This is a genomic window from Serratia sp. JSRIV002, assembly GCF_019968725.1.
Classification (GTDB): domain Bacteria; phylum Pseudomonadota; class Gammaproteobacteria; order Enterobacterales; family Enterobacteriaceae; genus Chania; species Chania fonticola_B.
In genome coordinates, this window is the sequence record NZ_CP074143.1 from 3,666,937 (window position 1) to 3,686,640 (window position 19,704).

20 protein-coding genes are annotated in these 19,704 nt (G+C 51.8%); 8 read left to right on the top strand and 12 right to left on the bottom strand.

What is annotated here, in order from left to right; genetic code table 11:
* Positions 1-867 precede the first annotated feature (867 nt).
* Positions 868-1,047: a hypothetical protein gene (locus KGP26_RS17240; RefSeq protein ID WP_141234382.1), complete on the bottom strand. Its 180-nt coding sequence runs from the start codon at positions 1,045-1,047 to the stop codon at positions 868-870.
* 202 nt (positions 1,048-1,249) lie between these two features.
* On the opposite strand from KGP26_RS17240, the gene ydgT reads away from it, so the two are divergent.
* From ydgT to KGP26_RS17255, 3 genes are all read left to right on the top strand, one after another.
* Positions 1,250-1,465 carry a transcription modulator YdgT gene (ydgT, locus tag KGP26_RS17245; protein WP_021180917.1) on the top strand — a complete coding sequence of 72 codons (216 nt, stop codon included), beginning with the start codon at positions 1,250-1,252 and terminating at the stop codon, positions 1,463-1,465.
* Between the two features lie 152 nt (positions 1,466-1,617).
* Complete coding sequence (gene uspC, locus KGP26_RS17250; RefSeq protein WP_021805726.1) at positions 1,618-2,028, top strand: universal stress protein UspC; 411 nt, start codon at positions 1,618-1,620, stop codon at positions 2,026-2,028.
* Between the two features lie 435 nt (positions 2,029-2,463).
* The gene (locus tag KGP26_RS17255) at positions 2,464-3,495 is read left to right on the top strand and encodes an NADP-dependent oxidoreductase (protein WP_223664315.1); all 1,032 of its coding nucleotides are present in this window, start codon (positions 2,464-2,466) and stop codon (positions 3,493-3,495) included.
* A 55-nt stretch (positions 3,496-3,550) separates the two neighbouring features.
* Here the strand turns inward: KGP26_RS17255 and kynA are convergent, their stop codons facing one another.
* Both kynA and KGP26_RS17265 read right to left on the bottom strand, forming a co-directional pair.
* Entirely contained in the window at positions 3,551-4,393 is an 843-nt protein-coding gene (gene kynA, locus KGP26_RS17260) for a tryptophan 2,3-dioxygenase (RefSeq protein ID WP_021805728.1), read from the bottom strand.
* A gap of 179 nt (positions 4,394-4,572) precedes the next feature.
* The gene (locus tag KGP26_RS17265) at positions 4,573-5,340 is read right to left on the bottom strand and encodes a phytanoyl-CoA dioxygenase family protein (RefSeq protein ID WP_071681126.1); all 768 of its coding nucleotides are present in this window, start codon (positions 5,338-5,340) and stop codon (positions 4,573-4,575) included.
* Between the two features lie 245 nt (positions 5,341-5,585).
* Here KGP26_RS17265 and KGP26_RS17270 point away from each other — a divergent pair, with 245 nt between their 5' ends.
* Positions 5,586-6,413, top strand: a complete 828-nt coding sequence (locus KGP26_RS17270; RefSeq protein ID WP_115158093.1) for a helix-turn-helix domain-containing protein — start codon at positions 5,586-5,588, stop codon at positions 6,411-6,413.
* Positions 6,414-6,515: 102 nt separating this feature from the next.
* Here KGP26_RS17270 and mgtA read toward each other — a convergent pair whose 3' ends face one another.
* The 3 genes from mgtA to KGP26_RS17285 all read right to left on the bottom strand — a co-directional run bounded on the left by mgtA (position 6,516) and on the right by KGP26_RS17285 (position 11,458).
* On the bottom strand, positions 6,516-9,215 hold the full coding sequence (gene mgtA / locus KGP26_RS17275) for a magnesium-translocating P-type ATPase (RefSeq protein ID WP_021805731.1): 2,700 nt from the start codon (positions 9,213-9,215) through the stop codon (positions 6,516-6,518).
* Positions 9,216-9,412: 197 nt separating this feature from the next.
* The gene (locus KGP26_RS17280) at positions 9,413-10,111 is read right to left on the bottom strand and encodes an MgtC family protein (protein WP_021180910.1); all 699 of its coding nucleotides are present in this window, start codon (positions 10,109-10,111) and stop codon (positions 9,413-9,415) included.
* A gap of 474 nt (positions 10,112-10,585) precedes the next feature.
* Positions 10,586-11,458 carry a LysR substrate-binding domain-containing protein gene (locus KGP26_RS17285; RefSeq protein ID WP_179248870.1) on the bottom strand — a complete coding sequence of 291 codons (873 nt, stop codon included), beginning with the start codon at positions 11,456-11,458 and terminating at the stop codon, positions 10,586-10,588.
* A gap of 105 nt (positions 11,459-11,563) precedes the next feature.
* Here KGP26_RS17285 and KGP26_RS17290 point away from each other — a divergent pair, with 105 nt between their 5' ends.
* Complete coding sequence (locus KGP26_RS17290) at positions 11,564-12,976, top strand: pyridoxal-dependent decarboxylase (RefSeq protein ID WP_094983073.1); 1,413 nt, start codon at positions 11,564-11,566, stop codon at positions 12,974-12,976.
* Here KGP26_RS17290 and KGP26_RS17295 read toward each other — a convergent pair.
* Entirely contained in the window at positions 12,930-13,667 is a 738-nt protein-coding gene (locus KGP26_RS17295; RefSeq protein ID WP_059201124.1) for a GNAT family N-acetyltransferase, read from the bottom strand. The two genes, KGP26_RS17290 and KGP26_RS17295, sit on opposite strands and share 47 nt — an antisense overlap.
* Positions 13,668-14,353: 686 nt before the next feature.
* On the opposite strand from KGP26_RS17295, the gene rcsA reads away from it, so the two are divergent.
* Complete coding sequence (gene rcsA, locus KGP26_RS17300) at positions 14,354-14,983, top strand: transcriptional regulator RcsA (protein WP_021805736.1); 630 nt, start codon at positions 14,354-14,356, stop codon at positions 14,981-14,983.
* A gap of 188 nt (positions 14,984-15,171) precedes the next feature.
* Here the strand turns inward: rcsA and dsrB are convergent, their stop codons facing one another.
* From dsrB to KGP26_RS17315, 3 genes are all read right to left on the bottom strand, one after another.
* Positions 15,172-15,372 carry a protein DsrB gene (gene dsrB, locus KGP26_RS17305; RefSeq protein WP_021180904.1) on the bottom strand — a complete coding sequence of 67 codons (201 nt, stop codon included), beginning with the start codon at positions 15,370-15,372 and terminating at the stop codon, positions 15,172-15,174.
* A 245-nt stretch (positions 15,373-15,617) separates the two neighbouring features.
* A complete protein-coding gene (cspE, locus tag KGP26_RS17310) occupies positions 15,618-15,830 on the bottom strand; it encodes a transcription antiterminator/RNA stability regulator CspE (protein WP_004946278.1) in 213 nt (70 codons plus the stop codon).
* A gap of 287 nt (positions 15,831-16,117) precedes the next feature.
* On the bottom strand, positions 16,118-16,981 hold the full coding sequence (locus KGP26_RS17315) for an ion transporter (RefSeq protein ID WP_021805737.1): 864 nt from the start codon (positions 16,979-16,981) through the stop codon (positions 16,118-16,120).
* Positions 16,982-17,185: 204 nt separating this feature from the next.
* Between KGP26_RS17315 and KGP26_RS17320 the strand changes: the two genes are divergently transcribed.
* Together KGP26_RS17320 and KGP26_RS17325 are read left to right on the top strand one after the other, a co-directional pair.
* Entirely contained in the window at positions 17,186-17,395 is a 210-nt protein-coding gene (locus KGP26_RS17320) for a hypothetical protein (protein WP_223664317.1), read from the top strand.
* Positions 17,396-17,531: 136 nt separating this feature from the next.
* Complete coding sequence (locus tag KGP26_RS17325) at positions 17,532-18,539, top strand: NAD(P)H-quinone oxidoreductase (protein WP_223664319.1); 1,008 nt, start codon at positions 17,532-17,534, stop codon at positions 18,537-18,539.
* A gap of 75 nt (positions 18,540-18,614) precedes the next feature.
* On the opposite strand, the gene KGP26_RS17330 is transcribed toward KGP26_RS17325, so the two are convergent.
* The gene (locus KGP26_RS17330; protein ID WP_021180899.1) at positions 18,615-19,004 is read right to left on the bottom strand and encodes a YidB family protein; all 390 of its coding nucleotides are present in this window, start codon (positions 19,002-19,004) and stop codon (positions 18,615-18,617) included.
* 85 nt (positions 19,005-19,089) lie between these two features.
* Entirely contained in the window at positions 19,090-19,338 is a 249-nt protein-coding gene (locus tag KGP26_RS17335) for a GlsB/YeaQ/YmgE family stress response membrane protein (RefSeq protein WP_021805741.1), read from the bottom strand.
* Positions 19,339-19,704 lie beyond the last annotated feature (366 nt).

A 19,704-nucleotide genomic window follows, 5' to 3' on the forward strand; every position in this document is an offset into this window, starting at 1 on the left:
TCCCTGTACGCCAGCCGCGATAACTGCGCGACTATACACATTTCGGGTTGTTACTCAGTATTGGATATACATGCAAATACATGTATGGATATACAGCATCCTGCTTCAAAAGTGTGTTTTTCGTAAGACTATTTTTACAAAAATAATAAGATTAATCTTAATAACAGCGCAACTCTACCCCCGATCACTTAGCCCACACAACGTAAGCGACACGCTATTTTAAAAACAATGTGACACAGCTCACAAAAATAAAAAATATCAAGCTTGAAAAGACCAAAATCCGACCAATTATTAGCCACCAAGCTGTGCAATAAACACGCTAAAGTAAGAAAAGGTCTTAAAAACCAGCTTTTATAGCCTAAAAATACGCTTTTTTAGATCAATTCGAACAAAAGCTTAACTAAAGCCAAATCACAGAGAAAAAATCTGCCACCCCGCCACTAGCGTAGTTTAAAATTCTGATTGTCATTTAAAAGCAGTTCCTTACGAATAACATCACCCGCTAAAACCACCCCCGACTGAAAAGTAAGATTTAACTTGTGTCGCTGTTTCAATTTTCGACAGGGCGACTCCTGCGGTTAAAGGGGCAGTATTATGGGTTGAACAAGTTAGCAGAAGTAACAATGTGTTTCGTCGCGATAGGGGCAACCAGGGGTAAGTCAGAAAAGATAATGTCAACTAGCATTGGTCGATCAGGAAAGTAGCAAATTGATTTTTACTTAGCATTTTAATTATTACTCAAGCCTCTCCCCGAACGATGATATGGAAAATTCCTAACGCTGCCTAACGTCAACCTGAACAAGCATTAAATCAAGCTTGCTTTATTGTCCAGCCACTTTTCAGCACCAACTGAATTATGTTTTGGCCTTACGCTTCTTCACAAAAATTTTTGCACTCGCCCAATGATAATACATCGGGTATCCACCAGCCAAAACCACTGCCGTTATCATTTTCTTTGCCATGGGCAAAGAAACGCAGCGCTTTGCTGACAAACTCCCCCAGAGCCAATAAGGTAAGATTCCCCCTAATTGACAGTTTATCTGTCAAGATACATTGCCCAGATGCTCGGCACATATTATCATTCGATGGTGCCTCTCCCCCCTAACCGGGGTATTTTGGCTAAGCGTGTTCCATTTACTCACTTTTCTTTTATTTTGCCTGGCGACATCTCTTCATCTTGTGGCGATTTCTGCGAATATGTGAGATTTTTCTTTCCGCTTTAATACTATTAATAGGCTATGTTTTAACTATGACAAGTACCATCGATTACCTGATGACGTTTCGCAAATGTTCCAGCCTGGACAGTCTGGAAAAAGTCTACGACAAGCTGAATTACTCACTGACGGATGACAATGAAATGAGCAACATGTACCGTGCTGCGGATCATCGCCGTGCGGAACTGGTCTCTGGCAAACTGTTCGACCTGGGCAAAGTGCCAAAGTCACTCTGGGCACAGGTGCTTTAATCACCCAGACAGTGATGCGCGCATCTTTTTATCTTTTATGGCGGAATTTTTTCCTTGCCCTGGGGTTTGGCGTTGCGCGTGATACATACCACATTTCTTGCGCAGGCATTGCTCTACCCTTTAAGCACACATTCAGGCAGCGGGAGTAGAACATGGGATATCACAACGTTCTGGTTACGGTGGCCGTCGCAGCGGACAGCCACCGGCTGGTAGAGAAAGCCGTCTCGATCGTGCGTCCCTGCGATGGGAAAATCACGCTAGTCAGCATCATTGCCAATGCCGAGATTTTCCCCGCCCCCATGCTGGGTGACCTGCGTGCGCTGATGGAGGAAGAGACGCTGCTGTTTATGGAAGAACTGTGCCTACGGGCAAACTATCCCAATATCGCTACGCGGATCATCCACGGCGAGTTGGGCGACTGTCTGACCTACGCCAACCAGAAGCAACCCTTTGATCTGGTCATCTGTGGCAACCATAGCGATAGCATGATGAATAAAGTAGCCTGCTCCGCCGCGCGCTTTATCAATACCAGCAGCATTGACGTGCTGATCGTTCCGCTATAACGCACAGTTATCACCTCCCGTTGGCTATTCAGGTGGGCCTCTTTTTTCTTTTAACAAATTAAGTAAGTCGTAAGCAATACTGGCTCGCCAATGAAGCATCGTTTATTCTACAAATCGCCCTTAATATCATCATCAGTATCAATATATGAGATCGGAATTATCGCACTTCTATCAATATACCCAATATCAAATATCACTGTTACCTATGGTTGACAATCAGATTTCGACTGTTATTTTTCATCACAATATAAGAAAGTGGTCAACGAACATTCCGCCACCGCAGCTATTACGCAATATTTTTCAACAAGGTTCCCGCTACGCTTTTTACGTTATCGCATAAGTGCGCACATAACGCTATTTTCCACTGCGACAGATTCACTAGACTAGCCACTACCTGAACGCCTTTCGTTCAACACCGTCGCCAAGGAGTCATCGATGTCTCAGCAAGCGCATAACCGCCGTTTTGTTTTAGCTTCACGCCCACACGGGGAACCGCAGGCAGACAATTTCCGCCTGGAAACCAGCCCCATCCCACAGCCCGCCGCCGGGCAGTTGTTGCTGCGCACGGTTTACCTTTCATTAGATCCCTATATGCGTGGCCGTATGAGCGATGCGCCCTCTTATGCCCCCCCGGTACAGATAGGCGAAGTGATGGTCGGCGGCACCGTATCCCGCGTGCAGGCTTCACAACATCCAGACTTTAACGTTGGGGATTGGGTGCTAGGTTACGACGGATGGCAAAGCCATGCGCTGTCGGACGGCAGCGGCCTGCGTAATCTGGGGGCCAAACTGGATCACCCTTCCCGGTTGCTTGGCGTATTAGGTATGCCTGGTTTTACCGCCTATATGGGCCTGTTGGATATCGGTCAGCCACAGGCGGGCGAAACCTTGGTGGTCGCAGCAGCCAGCGGAGCCGTAGGTTCCGTGGTAGGTCAGATTGGCAAGCTGAAAGGATGCCGCGTGGTGGGTGTGGCGGGTGGCGCAGAGAAATGCCGCTATGTGGTGGAAGAACTGGGATTTGATGCCTGTTTCGATCACCGCTCGGCCGACTTTGCGGCCCAACTGGCAGCAGCCTGCCCCCAGGGCATCGATATCTACTATGAAAACGTCGGCGGCGCAGTATTCGATGCGGTTATTCCTTTGCTCAATACCAAGGCACGTATCCCCGTCTGTGGCATTATCGCCCACTACAGCGCGACCGAGTTACCGCCAGGCCCAGATCGCTTGCCGTTGTTACAAGGCCTGATCCTGCGCAAGCGCATCAAGATGCAGGGTTTTATCATCTTCGATGATTACGCAGAAAGCTTCGGCGAGTTTCTACAACAGATGGGGGAATGGGTCAGCCAGGGCAAGATCAAATTCCGCGAGGACGTAGTCGACGGGTTAGAAAATGCCCCTCAGGCCTTTTTCGGTCTGCTAAAAGGGAAAAACTTCGGCAAATTGATCATCCGCGTCGCCGAGGAGTGATCCTCTGTTCAGGGCGCTATGCGCCCTGATACTGCTTCACACCGAGACAAAGCAGTCAAGCGCCAATCTCGGTGCGTACGTCTAACAGTTCCGGGAAAAAGGTCAACTCTAACGCCTTCTTCAAGAAGCTGACGCCGCTGGAGCCGCCGGTTCCCGATTTAAAACCAATGATCCGCTCGACCGTTTTCATATGGCGAAAACGCCATAGATGGAAGCTTTCCTCAATATCCACCAGCTTCTCGGCCATTTCGTAGGCCGCCCAGTAGGTTTGCGGATTATCGTAAATCAGTTTAAACACCGGTAACAGCTCTGGATTGCGCTGGTAAGGCTGGGTCCAGTCTCGTTCAATGCACGCCTTAGGTACCGCAAGACCGTGGCGGGAAAGATAGCGGAGGAATTCGTCATACAGGCTCGGAGCTTCGAGGATCGCTTTCAACGCGGCATGCTTTGGCGCATCGTCGCTGAAGACGGCCAGCATGGCAGCATTTTTGTTACCCAACAAAAACTCGATCGAACGATATTGATGAGATTGGAAACCTGAAGAGTTACCCAGCACACCACGGAACTCCACATATTCCGACGGAGTCAGCGTTTCCAGCACCGCCCATTGCTCAAACAGCAAACGCTGGATCTGTTTTACTCTGGCCAGGATCTTGAAGCAGTGGCTGAGCTTATCCTGCTGCACCAGAGTCCTCGCCGCCTGCAGTTCATGCAGCATCAGTTTCATCCACAGTTCCGAGGTTTGATGTTGCACCACAAACAGCATCTCATCATGATGTTGCGGGTTGGAAAGTGGCTGCTGGCAATCCAGTAGTCGATCCAGGCACAGGTAATCACCATAGCTCATGCGCTTGGAAAAATCGGTAACGATGGCGCTTTCTAGTTCCCGCTGATTCATATTCTCTCTCCGTGTCGCTCACGCCTTTGGCAAACGTGACGCGCGTTGCTGGTTCGCAAGTGAAGAGAAGACAATAGTCCATTACGGCAACATTAACGTAACAATTAACGAGAGCTGCCTCGCAGATCCGGTGCTGACATCGGATTTAACGGGCGCTGCAGCGCCCCTACTCCGGATACTCAAAGCACATCCAGCAGCCATTTTTGCGCCGGGGTCAGTCGGCTGGCCGTTTCTTCCTTCAGCCAGCGGCGCTGGTCCTGCTGGGCGGTATCTGCACGGTCGATATAGAGTGCGTGTAATACCCGCCGCCGGGTGCCGATCCTGTTCTGAGTCCCTCCATGCCAGGTGTGCGCGTTATAGATCATCACGCTCCCGGCCGGGGCCGCAAAAACAACTTCATCAGGATGTGCTAAATCAGGATCGGCCAACACCTCTTCCGGCAGTTCCGGCCGCAGATGCGTTCCGGCGATGATCCGCGGCGCGCCATTTTCCGCACTAAGGTCGTCAATCGCCCATATCGCATTGACCAGGTGTACTTTGGGAAAATCAGGGCGCGGCTTTTTCCAGTCGGCATGCAAAGGCTGATGGCCGCCGCCGTGCAAGGCTTCGCGGGCATTGAGGCTAGAGACCTTGAACTCACCCTTGAAAATATAGCGGCAGGCAGACAGGATCAGCGGGTGCGACCACACCTTTTCCCACACCACACCTTTATTTACCATGTTGGCAATGCGCGTTGCCGTCGCTTCCTGATGGTGCTCAATGGCCAGGTTATCCCCTTCTTTCTCCACCAGCTCATCAATAAGATTGCGCATCGCCACCAGCCAGTCAGGATCGGCCACGTTGTGCACCACGGTATATCCTAACGTATCAAGCTCCTGCTTCATCTGTGCCGTTAACTCGATGCTGGCTCCTAAAGCCTCCAGGTATATCTCGGATTGACGTTGCATCATGATTTCTCCATTTACTTTTTGATAACATAACGGCAAATTTACTGGAAGCCTGGGCCAAAAACAGGGGGCTTTTACTACGAAATACTGGACACAGATGTACGCCAGCCCAAAATGTGACCTGGGTCATAAATGTGCAAAAGTCCCTTAAATGCCGGGAAATAGCATCTTAATTGCGCTGCCCACCTGGGTTTACCATCATTCTTAAATGCATCGTTAACCGCCGAAGCGCACTGGAGATCGCGATGTCTGAAACGCTAGTTACCCTGCTTGAACAGCTGATTGCCCATCAGAATGCGATCCAGGTCAGGTTTCCTGAACCCACTTTTCCCGCTCCGCCCTTGGCCTTCTGCGTGCCTTTTCCGCGGCTTGAGATAGTGCTAGATGGGGAAGTTGAAGATCAGTGTCTACCTTTGGCCAATAACACACTCTCCAGCTATCAGGTGCTTTATGTCCCTGCGGGCAAATGGAGTTTTCCGCAATGGACCCGGCCAGCCACCACGCTGAGTATCTTGTTCAGTAAGCAAAAGCTGGGTTTCAGCCTGCAAAGATGGGACGGGCAAGCGCTGTGTGAAACGCAAAAACAGCACGTTGCGCGGCGTGGGCCCAGAGTCGGCTCATACCTGCTACTGGCGATGAATGAGGTGTTGCTGCAACCTGATGCATTGACCTCGCAGCTGATCTTTACCGGATTGGTCAGCCACTGCCTGGAACAGCTCGCAGGCCAGGGGCAAACCGTCAGTAAAAGCCAGGAGCTGCTGCTGGCCATACAGGACTACCTCGATGACCACGCCGGGCTGCCGCTAACACGGGAAGGCGTTGCCAAACGATTTCATATTACCCCTAACTACCTGTCCCACCTGTTTCAAAAGTCTGGCCCTGTCGGTTTCAATGAGTACATCACCGCGGTGCGCCTCGAGCGGGCGAAAAATCTATTGCGTGGCTATGATCTGAAGATCAAAGAGATCGCGCATAGCTGTGGGTTCGACGACAGTAACTATTTTTGCCGGATATTCAAAAAGCATACCGATCGCTCCCCCTCTGAATATCGCAGACATTGCCGCAGCCTGTAGCAATATTGCTGATTGGCGTAGGGGGACGCATGATGCGCCCCCCTTTAAGAAACAGGCCGATTGAGGTTTATCACCAGGCATTACGCCCGGCAAAAATGTAGATTAGAACCACTTGCCAAAGCGGCGGATGTAGAAACGCTTCATCAATTGCGCCACCACACAGTAGCTGACCAGCGTGGCCACCAGCCAAGGGAAATACTCCCACGGCAGCGGTTGCAACCCGACCCATGCCCCGAGCGGCGAGAACGGAATATAGATACCGAGTGCCATAATAATCCCGGTGGTCAACAATACCGGCAGCGCCGCCGTACTCTGAATAAACGGGATCTTCTGGGTACGCAGCATATGCACTACCAGTGTCTGAGACAGCAACCCTTCAATAAACCAGCCGGACTGGAACAGCGCCTGATGTTCTACACTATTGGCGGCAAACACAAACCACATCAACGCATAGGTCGTGATGTCGAAAATCGACGACGTCGGTCCAATCCACAGCATAAAGCGACCAATATTCTTGGCATCCCACTTGCGGGGTTTACGCAGGAATTCTTTGTCCATCTTGTCCCACGGCAGGGAAAGCTGGGAGATATCGTACATCAGGTTCTGTAACAGCAAGTGGATCGCCAGCATCGGCAGGAACGGGATAAACGCACTGGCCACCAGCACCGAGAACACGTTGCCGAAGTTGGAGCTGGCGGTCATGTTCAGATACTTGATGATATTACCGAAGGTTTCACGCCCTTTGATCACCCCCTCTTCCAGCACCATCAGGTTCTTTTCCAACAGGATGATATCGGCGGATTCCTTGGCGATGTCGGTACCGGTATCGACAGAAATGCCCACGTCGGCATCGCGTAACGCCGGGGCGTCGTTAATACCATCCCCCAGGAAGCCCACGGTGTGGCCATTAGCCTGCAACATTTTCAGCACGCGTGATTTTTGCAGCGGCGTCAGCTTGGTGAATACCGTACGCTGCTCAACCTCACGCATCAGATGGGCATCGTCCATCTGTTCAATCTCCAGGCCGGAGAGCGGGGTTCCTGGTTCCAGGCCAACGTCACGGCAGATTTTACAGGTGATTACCGGGTTGTCGCCGGTCAGCACTTTCACCGCCACGCCATTTTCCTGCAGGGCGGCAATCGCTTCACGAGCGCTCTCTTTTGGCGGATCGAGGAAGGTCAACAGGCCTTCAATCACCAGATCGCGTTCGTCTACAATGCTTAGTGGCAGAGTGCAACCTTCCAGACCCAGATCTCGGGTTGCCAACACCAACACACGGAAACCATCTTCATTGTACTGGCAGGCCAACGCCTGCAAATCGGCACGGCGAGCCTCATCAAGCGCCAACACCTGCTGCCCGACACGGACGTGAGTGGCAATCTCCAGCATCTCTTCAACGGCACCTTTGCAAATCAGCAGTTGGCGCTGTTGTTCATCCTGTACCACGATCGACAAGCGACGACGTATAAAATCAAACGGCAGCTCATCAACCTTGCTGTAGCGCCCCAACGCCTCAACGCCTGGCTGGCCTTGGCCAAAACGGATCACTGCCTGATCCATCAGGTTTTTCATACCGCTCTGATGGAAGCTGTTCAACCAGGCTAAATGCAGCACGTGGTTATCCTTGCTGCCATTCACATCCAGATGGTGTTCCAGAATGATGCGATCCTGCGTCAGGGTGCCGGTTTTATCGGTACAGAGCACGTCCATCGCGCCAAAGTTCTGGATCGCATTCAGCCGTTTGACCACCACCTTGCGGCGCGCCATGGCAATTGCGCCTTTCGCCAGGTTGGAGCTGACGATCATCGGCAGCATTTCCGGCGTCAGCCCCACGGCGACCGCCAAGGCAAACAGGGCCGCTTCCGTCCAGTCTCCTTTGGTAAAACCGTTAATCAGCAAGACGATCGGCACCATCACCAACATAAAGCGGATCAACAGCCAGCTAACGCTGTTGACTCCACGGTCAAAGGCCGTTTGCGAACGGGTACCGACGATCGACTTCGCCAGGGAGCCAAAGTAGGTGCGGCCACCGGTCGCGACCACCACCGCCGTCGCCGTTCCGCTGGCCACGTTGGTGCCCATCAGGCAGATATTGGCCAACTCCAGCAGTTCGCTTTCGCTGGAGGCATCGATCTCGCTGGACTTTTGGCTCACTCCAGCCAAGGCATCGTATTTTTCGATCGGAATAGCTTCGCCGGTCAAAATGGCCTGGCTGATAAACAGATCGCGTGAGCTGAGCAAGCGGAGGTCCGCGGGTACCATGTCCCCGGCAGAGAGCTGAATAATATCGCCCGGAACCAACTCACGAATGGGAATTTCCACCGCTAATGCCTGGGTGCTAAAATTACTACGGCGTAACACCGTTGCCGTGGTACGTACCATCGATTTGAGTGATTCGGCCGCTTTATTGGTGCGGTATTCCTGCCAGAAGCGCAGCAACCCACTCAACGTAACCATAATCAGGATAATGATGACGCCGGTAAGATCGGTTTCTTCACCGTTTTGCATGGGCAACCAGTAATCGGTAAAGAAACTGATCCCTGCCAACACCATCAACACAAAGATAAACGGGTTGTTAAACGCGCTGACTAACTGCACCAGCGCATGCGGTGCCTTCTCATGGGCAACCTGATTGCTACCAAAATACTGCAAACGCTCCTGGGCATCTTCCTGAGTTAATCCAATGCGGTTACAGTTTAAATTAGCCAACGTTTGATCGAGGCTGTTCTTTGCCTCGAGAGCAATGGCATACGGCTCGCGCTGTTTATCACGGCGGCGGCTATTTTCTTTAATATGGGTCATGATGCTATTCTCTTTTTTTACTTTGCACACAGGGTTACCCCGCCCGTAATAACGGGTGAACATGCACAAAGTGGAATTTACTTTGTTGGCGTTGCTAAAGTAACGCTAATTTCCTTAACTACGCAGTAGTAATAAAGTATCTGGGGTGAGTTTGCATAACACCTCCTTATCACCCTATTGGTGAAGGTTATTTATCGTTAAACGGGTAATTCTGACGCCACGCGCCAATGCACGGCACTCACGCTGCGTTCTAAACTAATACGGCAGACAATGCCCTCAATCTCTTTTTGCGCGGCCGGATTAGCCACAATTTCCGCACAGACTTCCAACTGACCAGGAATGGCAATATCGGCGCTACGCAGCGATTGCAAACGTAATGCCACGCCGTTCAATGCCTGTAGGATGAGGGTACGAACCAGGATTTCATCCTGCTCCCCACAGGTGACCTGGACGCGATAACGCAGCTCCAGATCCACCGCCTGTTGCTGGGGTTGCAGATTAATACGCTGCGCTGCTTCACGCAGCAGGATATTGGCACACAGGATCACCAGGGTGGCGCAGACGGCTTCCCAATGCTGCCCCAGGCCACATAACACGCCGATGGCAGCAGAGCACCACAAGGTGGCCGCCGTGTTCAGGCCGCGGATATTCAGCCCTTCCCGCATAATTACACCGGCACCGAGAAAACCGATACCGGAAACGATCTGCGCCGCAATACGCCCCGCGCTGGAAGGTTCGGTGTCAAAAGAGCTCAGGATAAACACTGCGGCTCCGGTCGCAACCAAAGAATTGGTACGCAAACCCGCCATACGCTGACGCCATTGACGCTCGGCACCAATAACGGCACCCAGGCCCATTGCCAGGAATAAATTCAGGATAAAAGGAGTCATAGCCATGATCTTCCCCTTAATTAATCATTGAGGTTGAATCATGTGCTGTTAAGCACACGCGAAATCGCGCCGATAATTAATCAGCGGGTCAGCGTTTGAGTGCCTGGAGGGAAAAGGCCGTGGTGATGGTTAAATACCATAATCATATCCGAATCAATACGCCCAATGCGCAAGCGCCTCGGGGACAACAATCATGTTCGGGTTTGCACAGCTCGGAATAACTAGAGAGGGGTGCTGCCCGCCGTGTTCGGCAAGCAACAAATCACAGGAGATTGGTCAACTTGCCTTTATTATTTCGCTACTACTGCAACTGTCCAATTGGTTTTCTCCACGGTAATTTTGGCTGGAGTATAGTGACATGAGGTTGTGAAGTAAAGGTTATATTATTAAACGAAGACTAAACCGAATATTCCCCTTATTTAATGACTGTTATAGGAACAATAATATAAGAACGCTAATCGGGCGCCGCAATGCGGCCCCCTACGCTACGAGGCGCTGTTGTAACCAGTTCAGTAACGCTGCCACCTCAGGCGTTAAACCAGCGGCTTGCGGCCACACCAGATAGACATCGCTATCGTTCAAATGCAGCGCAGCCGACAATGGCACCAAGCGCCCTGCTGCAATCGCATCCTTCGCCAACACGGCCTTCACCAGCGCAATACCAAACCCCTGCTCGGCTGCGCGCAGCAGTAACCCTGCATCGTTGAACAGCGCCAACTGTTGTCCACCGCCAATTCTCCCTACGGCGCTAAACCAGCTATGCCAGGGTGTGACGTCATGCTCAAGCAAGGGGGTGTGTGGATCTCCAGCATCAAATGCCTCCTGCCATTGCCTAGCCAGCTCCGGGGCCGCTACCGGCAGCACTACTCCTGAGGCGATACGCTGAGCCTGAACGCCTGGCCATTGGCCATCACCAATGCGGATCGCGGCATCGAATCCTTTACGGCCGAGATCCTGAATCGCCAGCGAGGCGTCAATATCCAATCGGATCCCAGGGCAATCACGATGAAACTCCGCCAATCTGGGCAACAACCAGTAATGCGCAAAGGAAGGCAGTACGCTGATGCGCAACATCTGGCTTTCCGCTATCCGCCTGGCCCGGTCAACGCCCTGTTGCAAAGCGAGTAAAGCAGGCTCAGCTGCTGCCAGCAGTTCGCGCCCCGCAGCATTTAGCCGTACCCCACGCCCGGAGCGGTCAAAGAGTGGATAGCCAATAGCCTGTTCAAGCTGCTGAATTTGTTGGCTAACGGCTCCATGAGTCAGGCTGACGCGTTGCGCCGTGGCACGCAAATTCTCCAACCGGGCAGCGATCACAAAGGTTGGCAAAATATGCAGAGGAAGACGCTCAATCATTACTGGTTAGCCTTACTATCCAAAAGGGTCATTTTTTATCGATATTAGCACTAATCAGGATCGCCTATAGTGCAAACATATTCACCCCGAACCCAAGGCATGACCATGCACCCACGTTTGCAGCAGGATCTCGACGATTTACCCCGCATACTTGACCATACCAACCAATTGGCGCAGGGCTTCCTTGCCAGTTTAAACCAGCGCCCGGTATGCCCGCCGTTGGCCGAACAACAGTTGCAAACCGGTGACGATCGGCTGGCCGAAGAGGGTTGCGGGGCGCTAGTGGCATTAGAAGAGTTTTGGCAGCGCTATGAGGCTGGCCTTTCCGGCAGTGCCGGGCCGCGTTACTTTGGCTTTGTCACTGGCGGTAGCACGCCTGCGGCGCTGGCTGCCGACTGGTTGGTTAGCACTGCCGACCAGAATAGCCAACTGAGCCATGATACCGTGGCGGCCGCGATCGAGCTGGCAACGATTGAGCAATTGAAAACCCTGCTGCAACTGCCCGCCGACTTCAGCGGTAGCTTTGTCAGCGGTGCCACCATGGCCAACTTCACCGGGATTGCCATCGGCCGCCAGTGGCTAGGGCAGCAGCGTGGGATCGATGTGGCACAGTTTGGCTTGGCCGCCTTGGGGCCGATTCAGGTCCTTTCTGCCAATGCGCATGCCAGCAGCGTGAAAGCGCTCAGCATGCTCGGTATTGGGCGTGATGCTTTAAAGTCTATTGCCAGCCAGGCTGATTGCGAAGCTATTGATATCGACGCGCTGGAGCATCATCTTGCCGCCACGCCAGATATCCCAACGATAGTGCTCGCCAGCGCAGGTACGGTAAACACCGGCGTTTTCGACGATCTGCCCCGCCTGCTGGCACTGCGTGCACGCTATCCCTTCTGGCTGCATGTTGATGCCGCCTTTGGTGGGATCGCGGCCTGTTCTCCCCGCTTGGCCCATCTGCTGAACGGTTGGCACCAGGCGGACTCAATCACCGTAGATGCCCATAAATGGCTGAATGTCCCTTATGACAGCGCCATTCAATTTACCCGTCATCTGGCATTGCAGATGCAGGTTTTCCAGAATCACTCGTCCTATCTGGAGGCCCCCACGTTGCGCCCAGACAACTATTTGCACCTGACGCCCGAGAACTCGCGGCGTTTTCGCGCCCTGCCCTTGTGGATGGCATTGAAAGCTTACGGCAGCAGCGGTATGCGGGAGATCGTCGAGCGTAACGTGACGTTGGCGCGACGTTTAGGTAACGGATTGGCGACCAGTGAAGGCTTCCGCCTGCTGGCCCCAGTGGAACTGAATATCGTATGTTTTGCGCTGAAGGGCGTTACAGGCGATGCCACTGCCGCACGCAACAGATTCATCGATCGCCTGGATCGGCACGGCGTGGTGCGCTGCACGCCCACCAGCTATGCGGGCCAACCGGGTATTAGGGCAGCTCTGGTGAATTGGATGACTGAAGAGCAGGATATTACTTTGGCGCTGGCATCAATGCAGGCTTGTCGGGCTGAGGTCTGAAAGTGGCGAGGCTTTGCTTCTGCTGGCCGTCGGTTGTGATATTCAACGGCGATAGCCAGGCGGTAAACGCCTCGCGCAATACCGGCCATTCACCATCGATGATGGATAGCCAGTCCGTGTCGCGGTTGCGCCCCTTTCTGGTCATCGCCTGGCGAAAAGTCCCCTCAAAGGTGAAACCCATACGCAGTGCAGCCTCGCGAGAGGGGGCATTCAGACGATCGCATTTCCATTCGCAACGGCGAAAGCCCAAGTCGTCAAAGGCATGCTTGAGCATCAGAAAGATGGCTTCACTCCCCATCGCTCGCCGCTTCATCAAGGGTGACCAGTTGATCATCCCCAGCTCAACCACCCCGTTGGGTTGGTCGATGTTCAAGAAAGCACAGGTGCCGACCGCTTTACCGGTAGTCGCATCTATCACCGCCAAGGTGTTTCTACCCTGGGTTGCCAGCTGTTGCTGCAAGTACTGCTGGAAAACAGATGGCTCCGTGGGACGTTCACTAGACAGATAGGTCCAGTCGCGCCCGTCTTCCGCCAGTTGGTAGGCATGAAACAACTCATCGGCACGGCGCGCGATATCCATCGGCTGCAAGCAGCAGAAACGCCCTTGGAGATTCTGTTTTCCCGGTTCACCCGCAGGTTGCCAGCCCTCAAGCGCTGTACCTATGGGTTGCCCAAACTGATTGTGGTCCACCCGTCCTCCTGGTTGTGAGTTGAAATCGCCTCTAGCAGCATTTCGTTGCCTCTGCGCAGTAAGATACGTCAGGAAAATCGATATGTCGCGGATAAGGTTATTCACTGATGAATAATTAACAAATGAAATAATTTACCATTGTTATTTAATTAGCGACCCCATGGTTAGCAGAACTACTTATTTTGACTTGATTCCGATCATAAGCTCCTTCCTCAAGCGTATAAAAGTAACTAAGAATCGTTACCATTTAAGCCAATACATTGATACAATCAATTGAATAAGAATACTTAATGGCGTCAGGTGATGAAACAGAAGCAATACTATCAGTCAAAAAACCGCCAACGCTGGCGTCATTACGAGCCATAAGAGACCCTTAAGAATCATCTGATTAACGGAAAATAGTACCACGATGAAAATAGCTAACCTTAGCAACAAATTTAAGGCTGACTACCCGGCGCCTACTGATATTTCCAGCCGCAAAATCGCCACAGCATAATAAGTCGACTTAAGCTAAACTGATGCTTTTGGTAGATTTAAAAATATAATTCGAAAAGACGTTGAGTCATGCCGGTTTTATTGATAGAAAGTTGCATTCATAAGATGTGATTTTTTTATAACTTTTAGCCTTTTATCTTCAGGCTTTTCTTTTTATAACCGCGTGGAAACGGACTTAAGTGGGAGGCTCTATGCCAATAATCATTATGGATTCATGCAGTTACACTAGATTAGGATTAACCGACTACCTGACGTCGCACGGGATGAAAAAGCGTCATATTAGCGCCGTCAATCATATCGACGGCCTGCATGAGAAGTGCGCCAAACTTAAGCCTAATATGGTATTCCTGAATGAAGACTGCTTCATTCATGAAGCGGATGCGACAGAAAGAATAAAACGCGTGATATCTCTTAATCCCGATACTTTATTCTTTATTTTCATGGCCATCACCAACGTACATTTCGACGATTATTTATACGTCCGCAAGAACGTGATCATCTCGTCAAAATCGATTAAACCGCAAACCATGAGTCAGTTGCTTAACCACTACCTCGAAAGAAAGCTGGTTCGCCCGGAAAAAAACTCGCTGGATCAGACACCTGTCACACTAAGCCAAACCGAGTCAAACATGCTGCGCATGTGGATGTCCGGCCAAGGCACCATCCAGATCTCCGATCAAATGCAGATCAAGGTGAAAACCGTCTCTTCCCATAAGGGAAACATCAAAAGAAAGATCAAAACCCACAACAAGCAGATCATCTACCATGTTGTCCGCCTGACCGACACGCTTACCAGCGGCATTTTCGTCAACAGCCGTTGATAGCCATTACGACCAAATAAAGCGACAGCGGAACGCAGTGGTGTAGAGTTCGACAGAAAAACGCCCGTTTTCAGCGGCAATGCTGCCGCTACGGGTATTTGGACAGACTTTCAACACCGCATGACAGTGTGGCCAGGTTTAAGCCCGCCAGCCAGACCAGCGGCAAGCAGGTAAATGCAGGCAAAGATTTAATCCTGTTCAGCGCTGCGCAATTCTACAAAGGTGCCATCGCGGCTATCGATCTCATTGAAGAACCACACGCCCGCCGGATAATCTTCCAGTGACACCAGATACATCGTGCCTTCATTAAACACTTCAACTTCCAGCACTACCCCTTCACGACGAGGGCCACCGTCGGTCTTTACCGTCACCAGATCGTTAACTTTCATGCTCTACCTCGTTATTTATCCCGGATATCAGTCTATTACAGTTGACGAAAAGAACCCACCGTTGCGTAATGCACTCCGCCTCTGAGCCATCATGCGGCGACCACCCATTAAGCTTAGCAGAACTGAGACGGGGTCTTTCAGACCTCTGGAATAGCGCGTTAAACGTCTCTGCGCCCCACCGTGCTCATATCACAGACACAAAAAAACCCGCCTTGGCGGGTTTTTGTTAATCAGCGAGAGGCCGATTAGATAGCGGTAACGTTAGCCGCTGACGGACCTTTAGCACCGTTCTCGATAGAGAACTGTACGTTCTGGCCTTCAGCCAGGGTCTTGAAGCCTTGATCCTGAATTGCAGAGAAGTGTACGAACACGTCTTTGCTGCCGTCTGCAGGAGTGATGAAACCAAAACCTTTAGACTCGTTGAACCACTTCACTTGGCCTTTGATCATGTTAGACATGTTGAATTCCTTCAATAAAAAATTTAAGCCACCATGGGCATGAAATAGCCGGTCATCAGTTACTTATGGAGGCACTAGAAAGGAAATTCGTCAGTGAAGAGCTATCAAGGATAACGCTTTAAATTTGAACTACTTTACTCAAAATGTCGTGCATAAATAGGTCTGTACCACAGGCCGAGAATCATTAACTCATGTCGGGCGTATAATAGCAACTCTTTTTAGCTCGTGAGGCTGGAAAGGGAGACCAAACGCACAGAATTTGCTCCCACCTGGCGAAATTATCGGCGTTATCTTGCGGATTTCACTGACAATGGTGGTAACGCAGCGCCACAAAATTTACAAAACTTCGCCTCGGCTTCATGCCCACCGCGGTCGCATTGTGCACAATGGCGCTGTTCCCGATAGCGCTGCATCTCCTGCGACATGTAGGCGGTCAGGATCCCCGTAGGCACCGCAATAATCGAATACCCTACCAGGATCAGCACCGAAGCCAGCATCCGTCCTAATGGTGTGTGGGGCACAATATCACCGTAGCCCACGGTGGTTAACGTGACTACCGCCCAATACATCGATGCGCCAAGGCTGGTAAATCCACCACTGCCTCCCTCCACCGCGTACATCAAGCCACCAAATACGCACAGCATCACGCCGACAAAACCAAAGAACAGGGTCAGCTTATGGCGCGCCAGCTTGATACTGCGCCAGACAATGCTCATCTCACTCATGTAGCGCAACAGTTTCAACACCCGCAACACGCGCAGGATCCGCAATACACGCAGCAGAGCAATATACTCCACCGCCATATGCGGGAATATCCAGATGATATACATCGGCAACATCGTCAGCAGATCGACGATACCGAAAAAGCTGATGGCATAGCGCTCTTTACTCGGCGTGCACCAAAGCCGCAACAGATACTCCACCGTAAAAAGGGTGGTGAAAAAGACCTCCGCCAAAAACAGCTGATACAACACTTGGGCATTAGGAGTATACAGCGAGCTGCCGCCGGGTTCGATAAACAGCAACAGCACGCTGAGCAGCGCCGTGCTCACCCAAAATAGCTGCATCCTGCGCCCAGTGCGGGTTTGGTTGCTGAACAACAGCTGATAGCTACGCTGGCGCAGGGTCTGCTTTCGCACTTTGTTGGTCATAATCCATTGTCTGCTCAAAAGGTTTGCGCTCATACTAAATCTGAACCTCCTTGCCACCAAATTTAACCCATGACAGGATCATGAGAAAACGGGCGCCAAGCCGCAAAACGGCCCAGCGTCATATTTCCATCACAAAAATGTCACAATCCAGCCATATGATGGCTAGCGATTATCCGCTCCGGGTTAACACCAAGGATTTCGCCTATGAACACCTTAAAAGCCATTAATCACCAGCAGGCAGAGACGCTGATCCGTTCAGGATCGGCGAAAAAGATTGAGCTGGCCTATGACATTGACAGCGACGATTTTTTCCAGCTCGCCAGCCTGTGGTGCGATCAGGGTGCCAAGATTTCCAAAGGCAAAAAGCACTTTATCGTCTCGCTGAAAGGTTTTCGTATCCCACCAAACGACTGATCCACTGCCCCTCTGCGGCGGTATTTCTGCTTGTCTAGACAAAACCGCCCTTTCGCACACATGCCAACTCTGTTATCCCTATAAGATAATCCAGCCGGGAATACCCCGAATACGCAGATTGATCAAGGAGAACGGCATGTCAGCCAACGCACAACTACCTGAAAAAATGAAGGTCATCGAAATCAGCCAGCCGGGCGAACCAGAGGTTCTGGTGAGTGCGGAGCGCCCGTTACCGGTATTGGGCCAGGGTGAAATACTGGTGAAAGTCGCTGCCGCCGGCGTCAACCGCCCGGATGTTCTGCAGCGTCGTGGGCAATATGCGCCACCTCCGGGCGCCTCGGACATTCCAGGGTTGGAAATTGCTGGCACGGTGGTAGCCGTTGGCGTTGGGGTACAACGCTATGCCCCTGGTGATGCAGTATGTGCTCTGATCGCCGGTGGAGGCTATGCCGAATACTGCAAGGTGCATGAAAGCAATGCGCTGCCGGTCCCGAAAGGCCTCAGCATGATTGAAGCGGCCGCCATGCCGGAAACCTTCTTCACCGTTTGGGTCAACGTATTTCAACGTGGTCATCTTCGGGCCGGGGAAACCGTGCTGATCCACGGTGGCACGTCTGGCATTGGCACGGTTGCCACCCTGTTGGCCAAAGCGTTCTGCGCCTATGTCATCACTACCGTTGGTTCTGAAGAAAAGCGTGAGGCCAGCCTGGCATTAGGTGCCGACGTCGCCATCAACTACCGCACTGAAGATTTTGTCGAGCTGACCAAAACCGCCACCAACGGCAAAGGAGCCGATGTCATCGTCGATCTGATCGCGGGGGATTACGTGGAGAAGAACTACCGTGCCGCCGCAATGGACGGGCGTATCGTACAAATCGGCACGCAAAACGGCATAGTGAAGGAACTGAACCTGATGCCACTGCTGCTTAAGCGCCTGACCCATACCGGCTCAACGCTGCGGCCGCGCAGTGTGGAAGATAAAGCCCAGATCGCTGCCGAACTGGAGCTGAAAGTGTGGCCGTTGCTGGAACGCGGGGAGTTAAAGCCGCAGATTTTCCAGACTTTCCCGTTACAGCAAGCCGCACAGGCCCATGCCCTGATGGAGTCTAGTGCGCATATCGGTAAAATTATGCTGACGCTGTAATGGCAACCCTCCGGCCATAAACCGGAGGGCTAGGCTGTGTCCCTCAATTGACCGTGGTGCCGTCGCAGTCCCATATCAGCCGAACAGTTTACCTTTCAGCAAATCCATCCCGGCGCTCATCAGATCGCCGCCCTGTGGCTCCTGGCCATTGGGTGACAGTTTATCGGTGATCATCGGCAAATACTGGGCAATCAGAGCAGAAGCCTGTGCCGGATCGATCCCCAATTTGCCTGCCAGTTGTGCAATGGCATCGGTACTTAACGCCTGCTCAACGTGTTCACCGCTGATTGGCTGATTTTCACCCGTGCCGATCCAGGAGGCGACCACGTCCGCCAAATTTCCCTGGCGGAATTTGTCCAGGATAGCCGGCAGGCCACCTTGCTGTTCAACCCACTGCAAGATGGCGCTGTAATCCATTCCTTTGCCACCGCTCAATGCTCCGACTAACCCATCCAGTAATCCCATCGCTATCCCCTTCTCAAACGCTGTACGTTCATCGTATTTAAAAGAAAAAGGGCCGCCGCAGCGACCCCAGTTGATCGAACCCGGCTTAGCTTCTGATCTTTCTGTAGACAAAAAGCACCACCAGGGCACCGATAACAGCAACCACAAAGCTGCCTAGGTTAAAGCCATCAACCCGGCCCATACCGAAGAAGGTACTGATATAGCCGCCGACAACCGCACCCACCACACCCAGGATCACGGTCATGATGAAGCCGCCGCCGTCTTTACCCGGCATGATCCACTTGGCCAAAATACCGGCGATTAACCCAAAAACGATCCAGGAAATGATACCCATTTTTACTCTCCCTCATTAACCCGTTGCCCGAACTTGCTGGCAATGCCATTATCAAGACGTTGTCCGCCAGCGACCACCCGCTGACAGTATTTACGTCTCTGTACCTTACTACTATAGTCAAAAATCAGCGAGTTACCTACCTCTTGCAGTCTGAAAATCACTGCGTGTAATTTGTGCAATTTTCATCCAGCTGTCATATTGAGTGGCGATAATCAGCTATACTCAATGATGCTCAACCGAACTTCGACCGAGGATAGCGCCATGAGCAACCCCCCTTTCATGCTGTTTTTGGTTTTGGTTTATACCTTGGCCGCCGTGTGGGATGGTTCCGCTGCGCTGTTGTTTATGTGAAAGAAACAGGAGGAG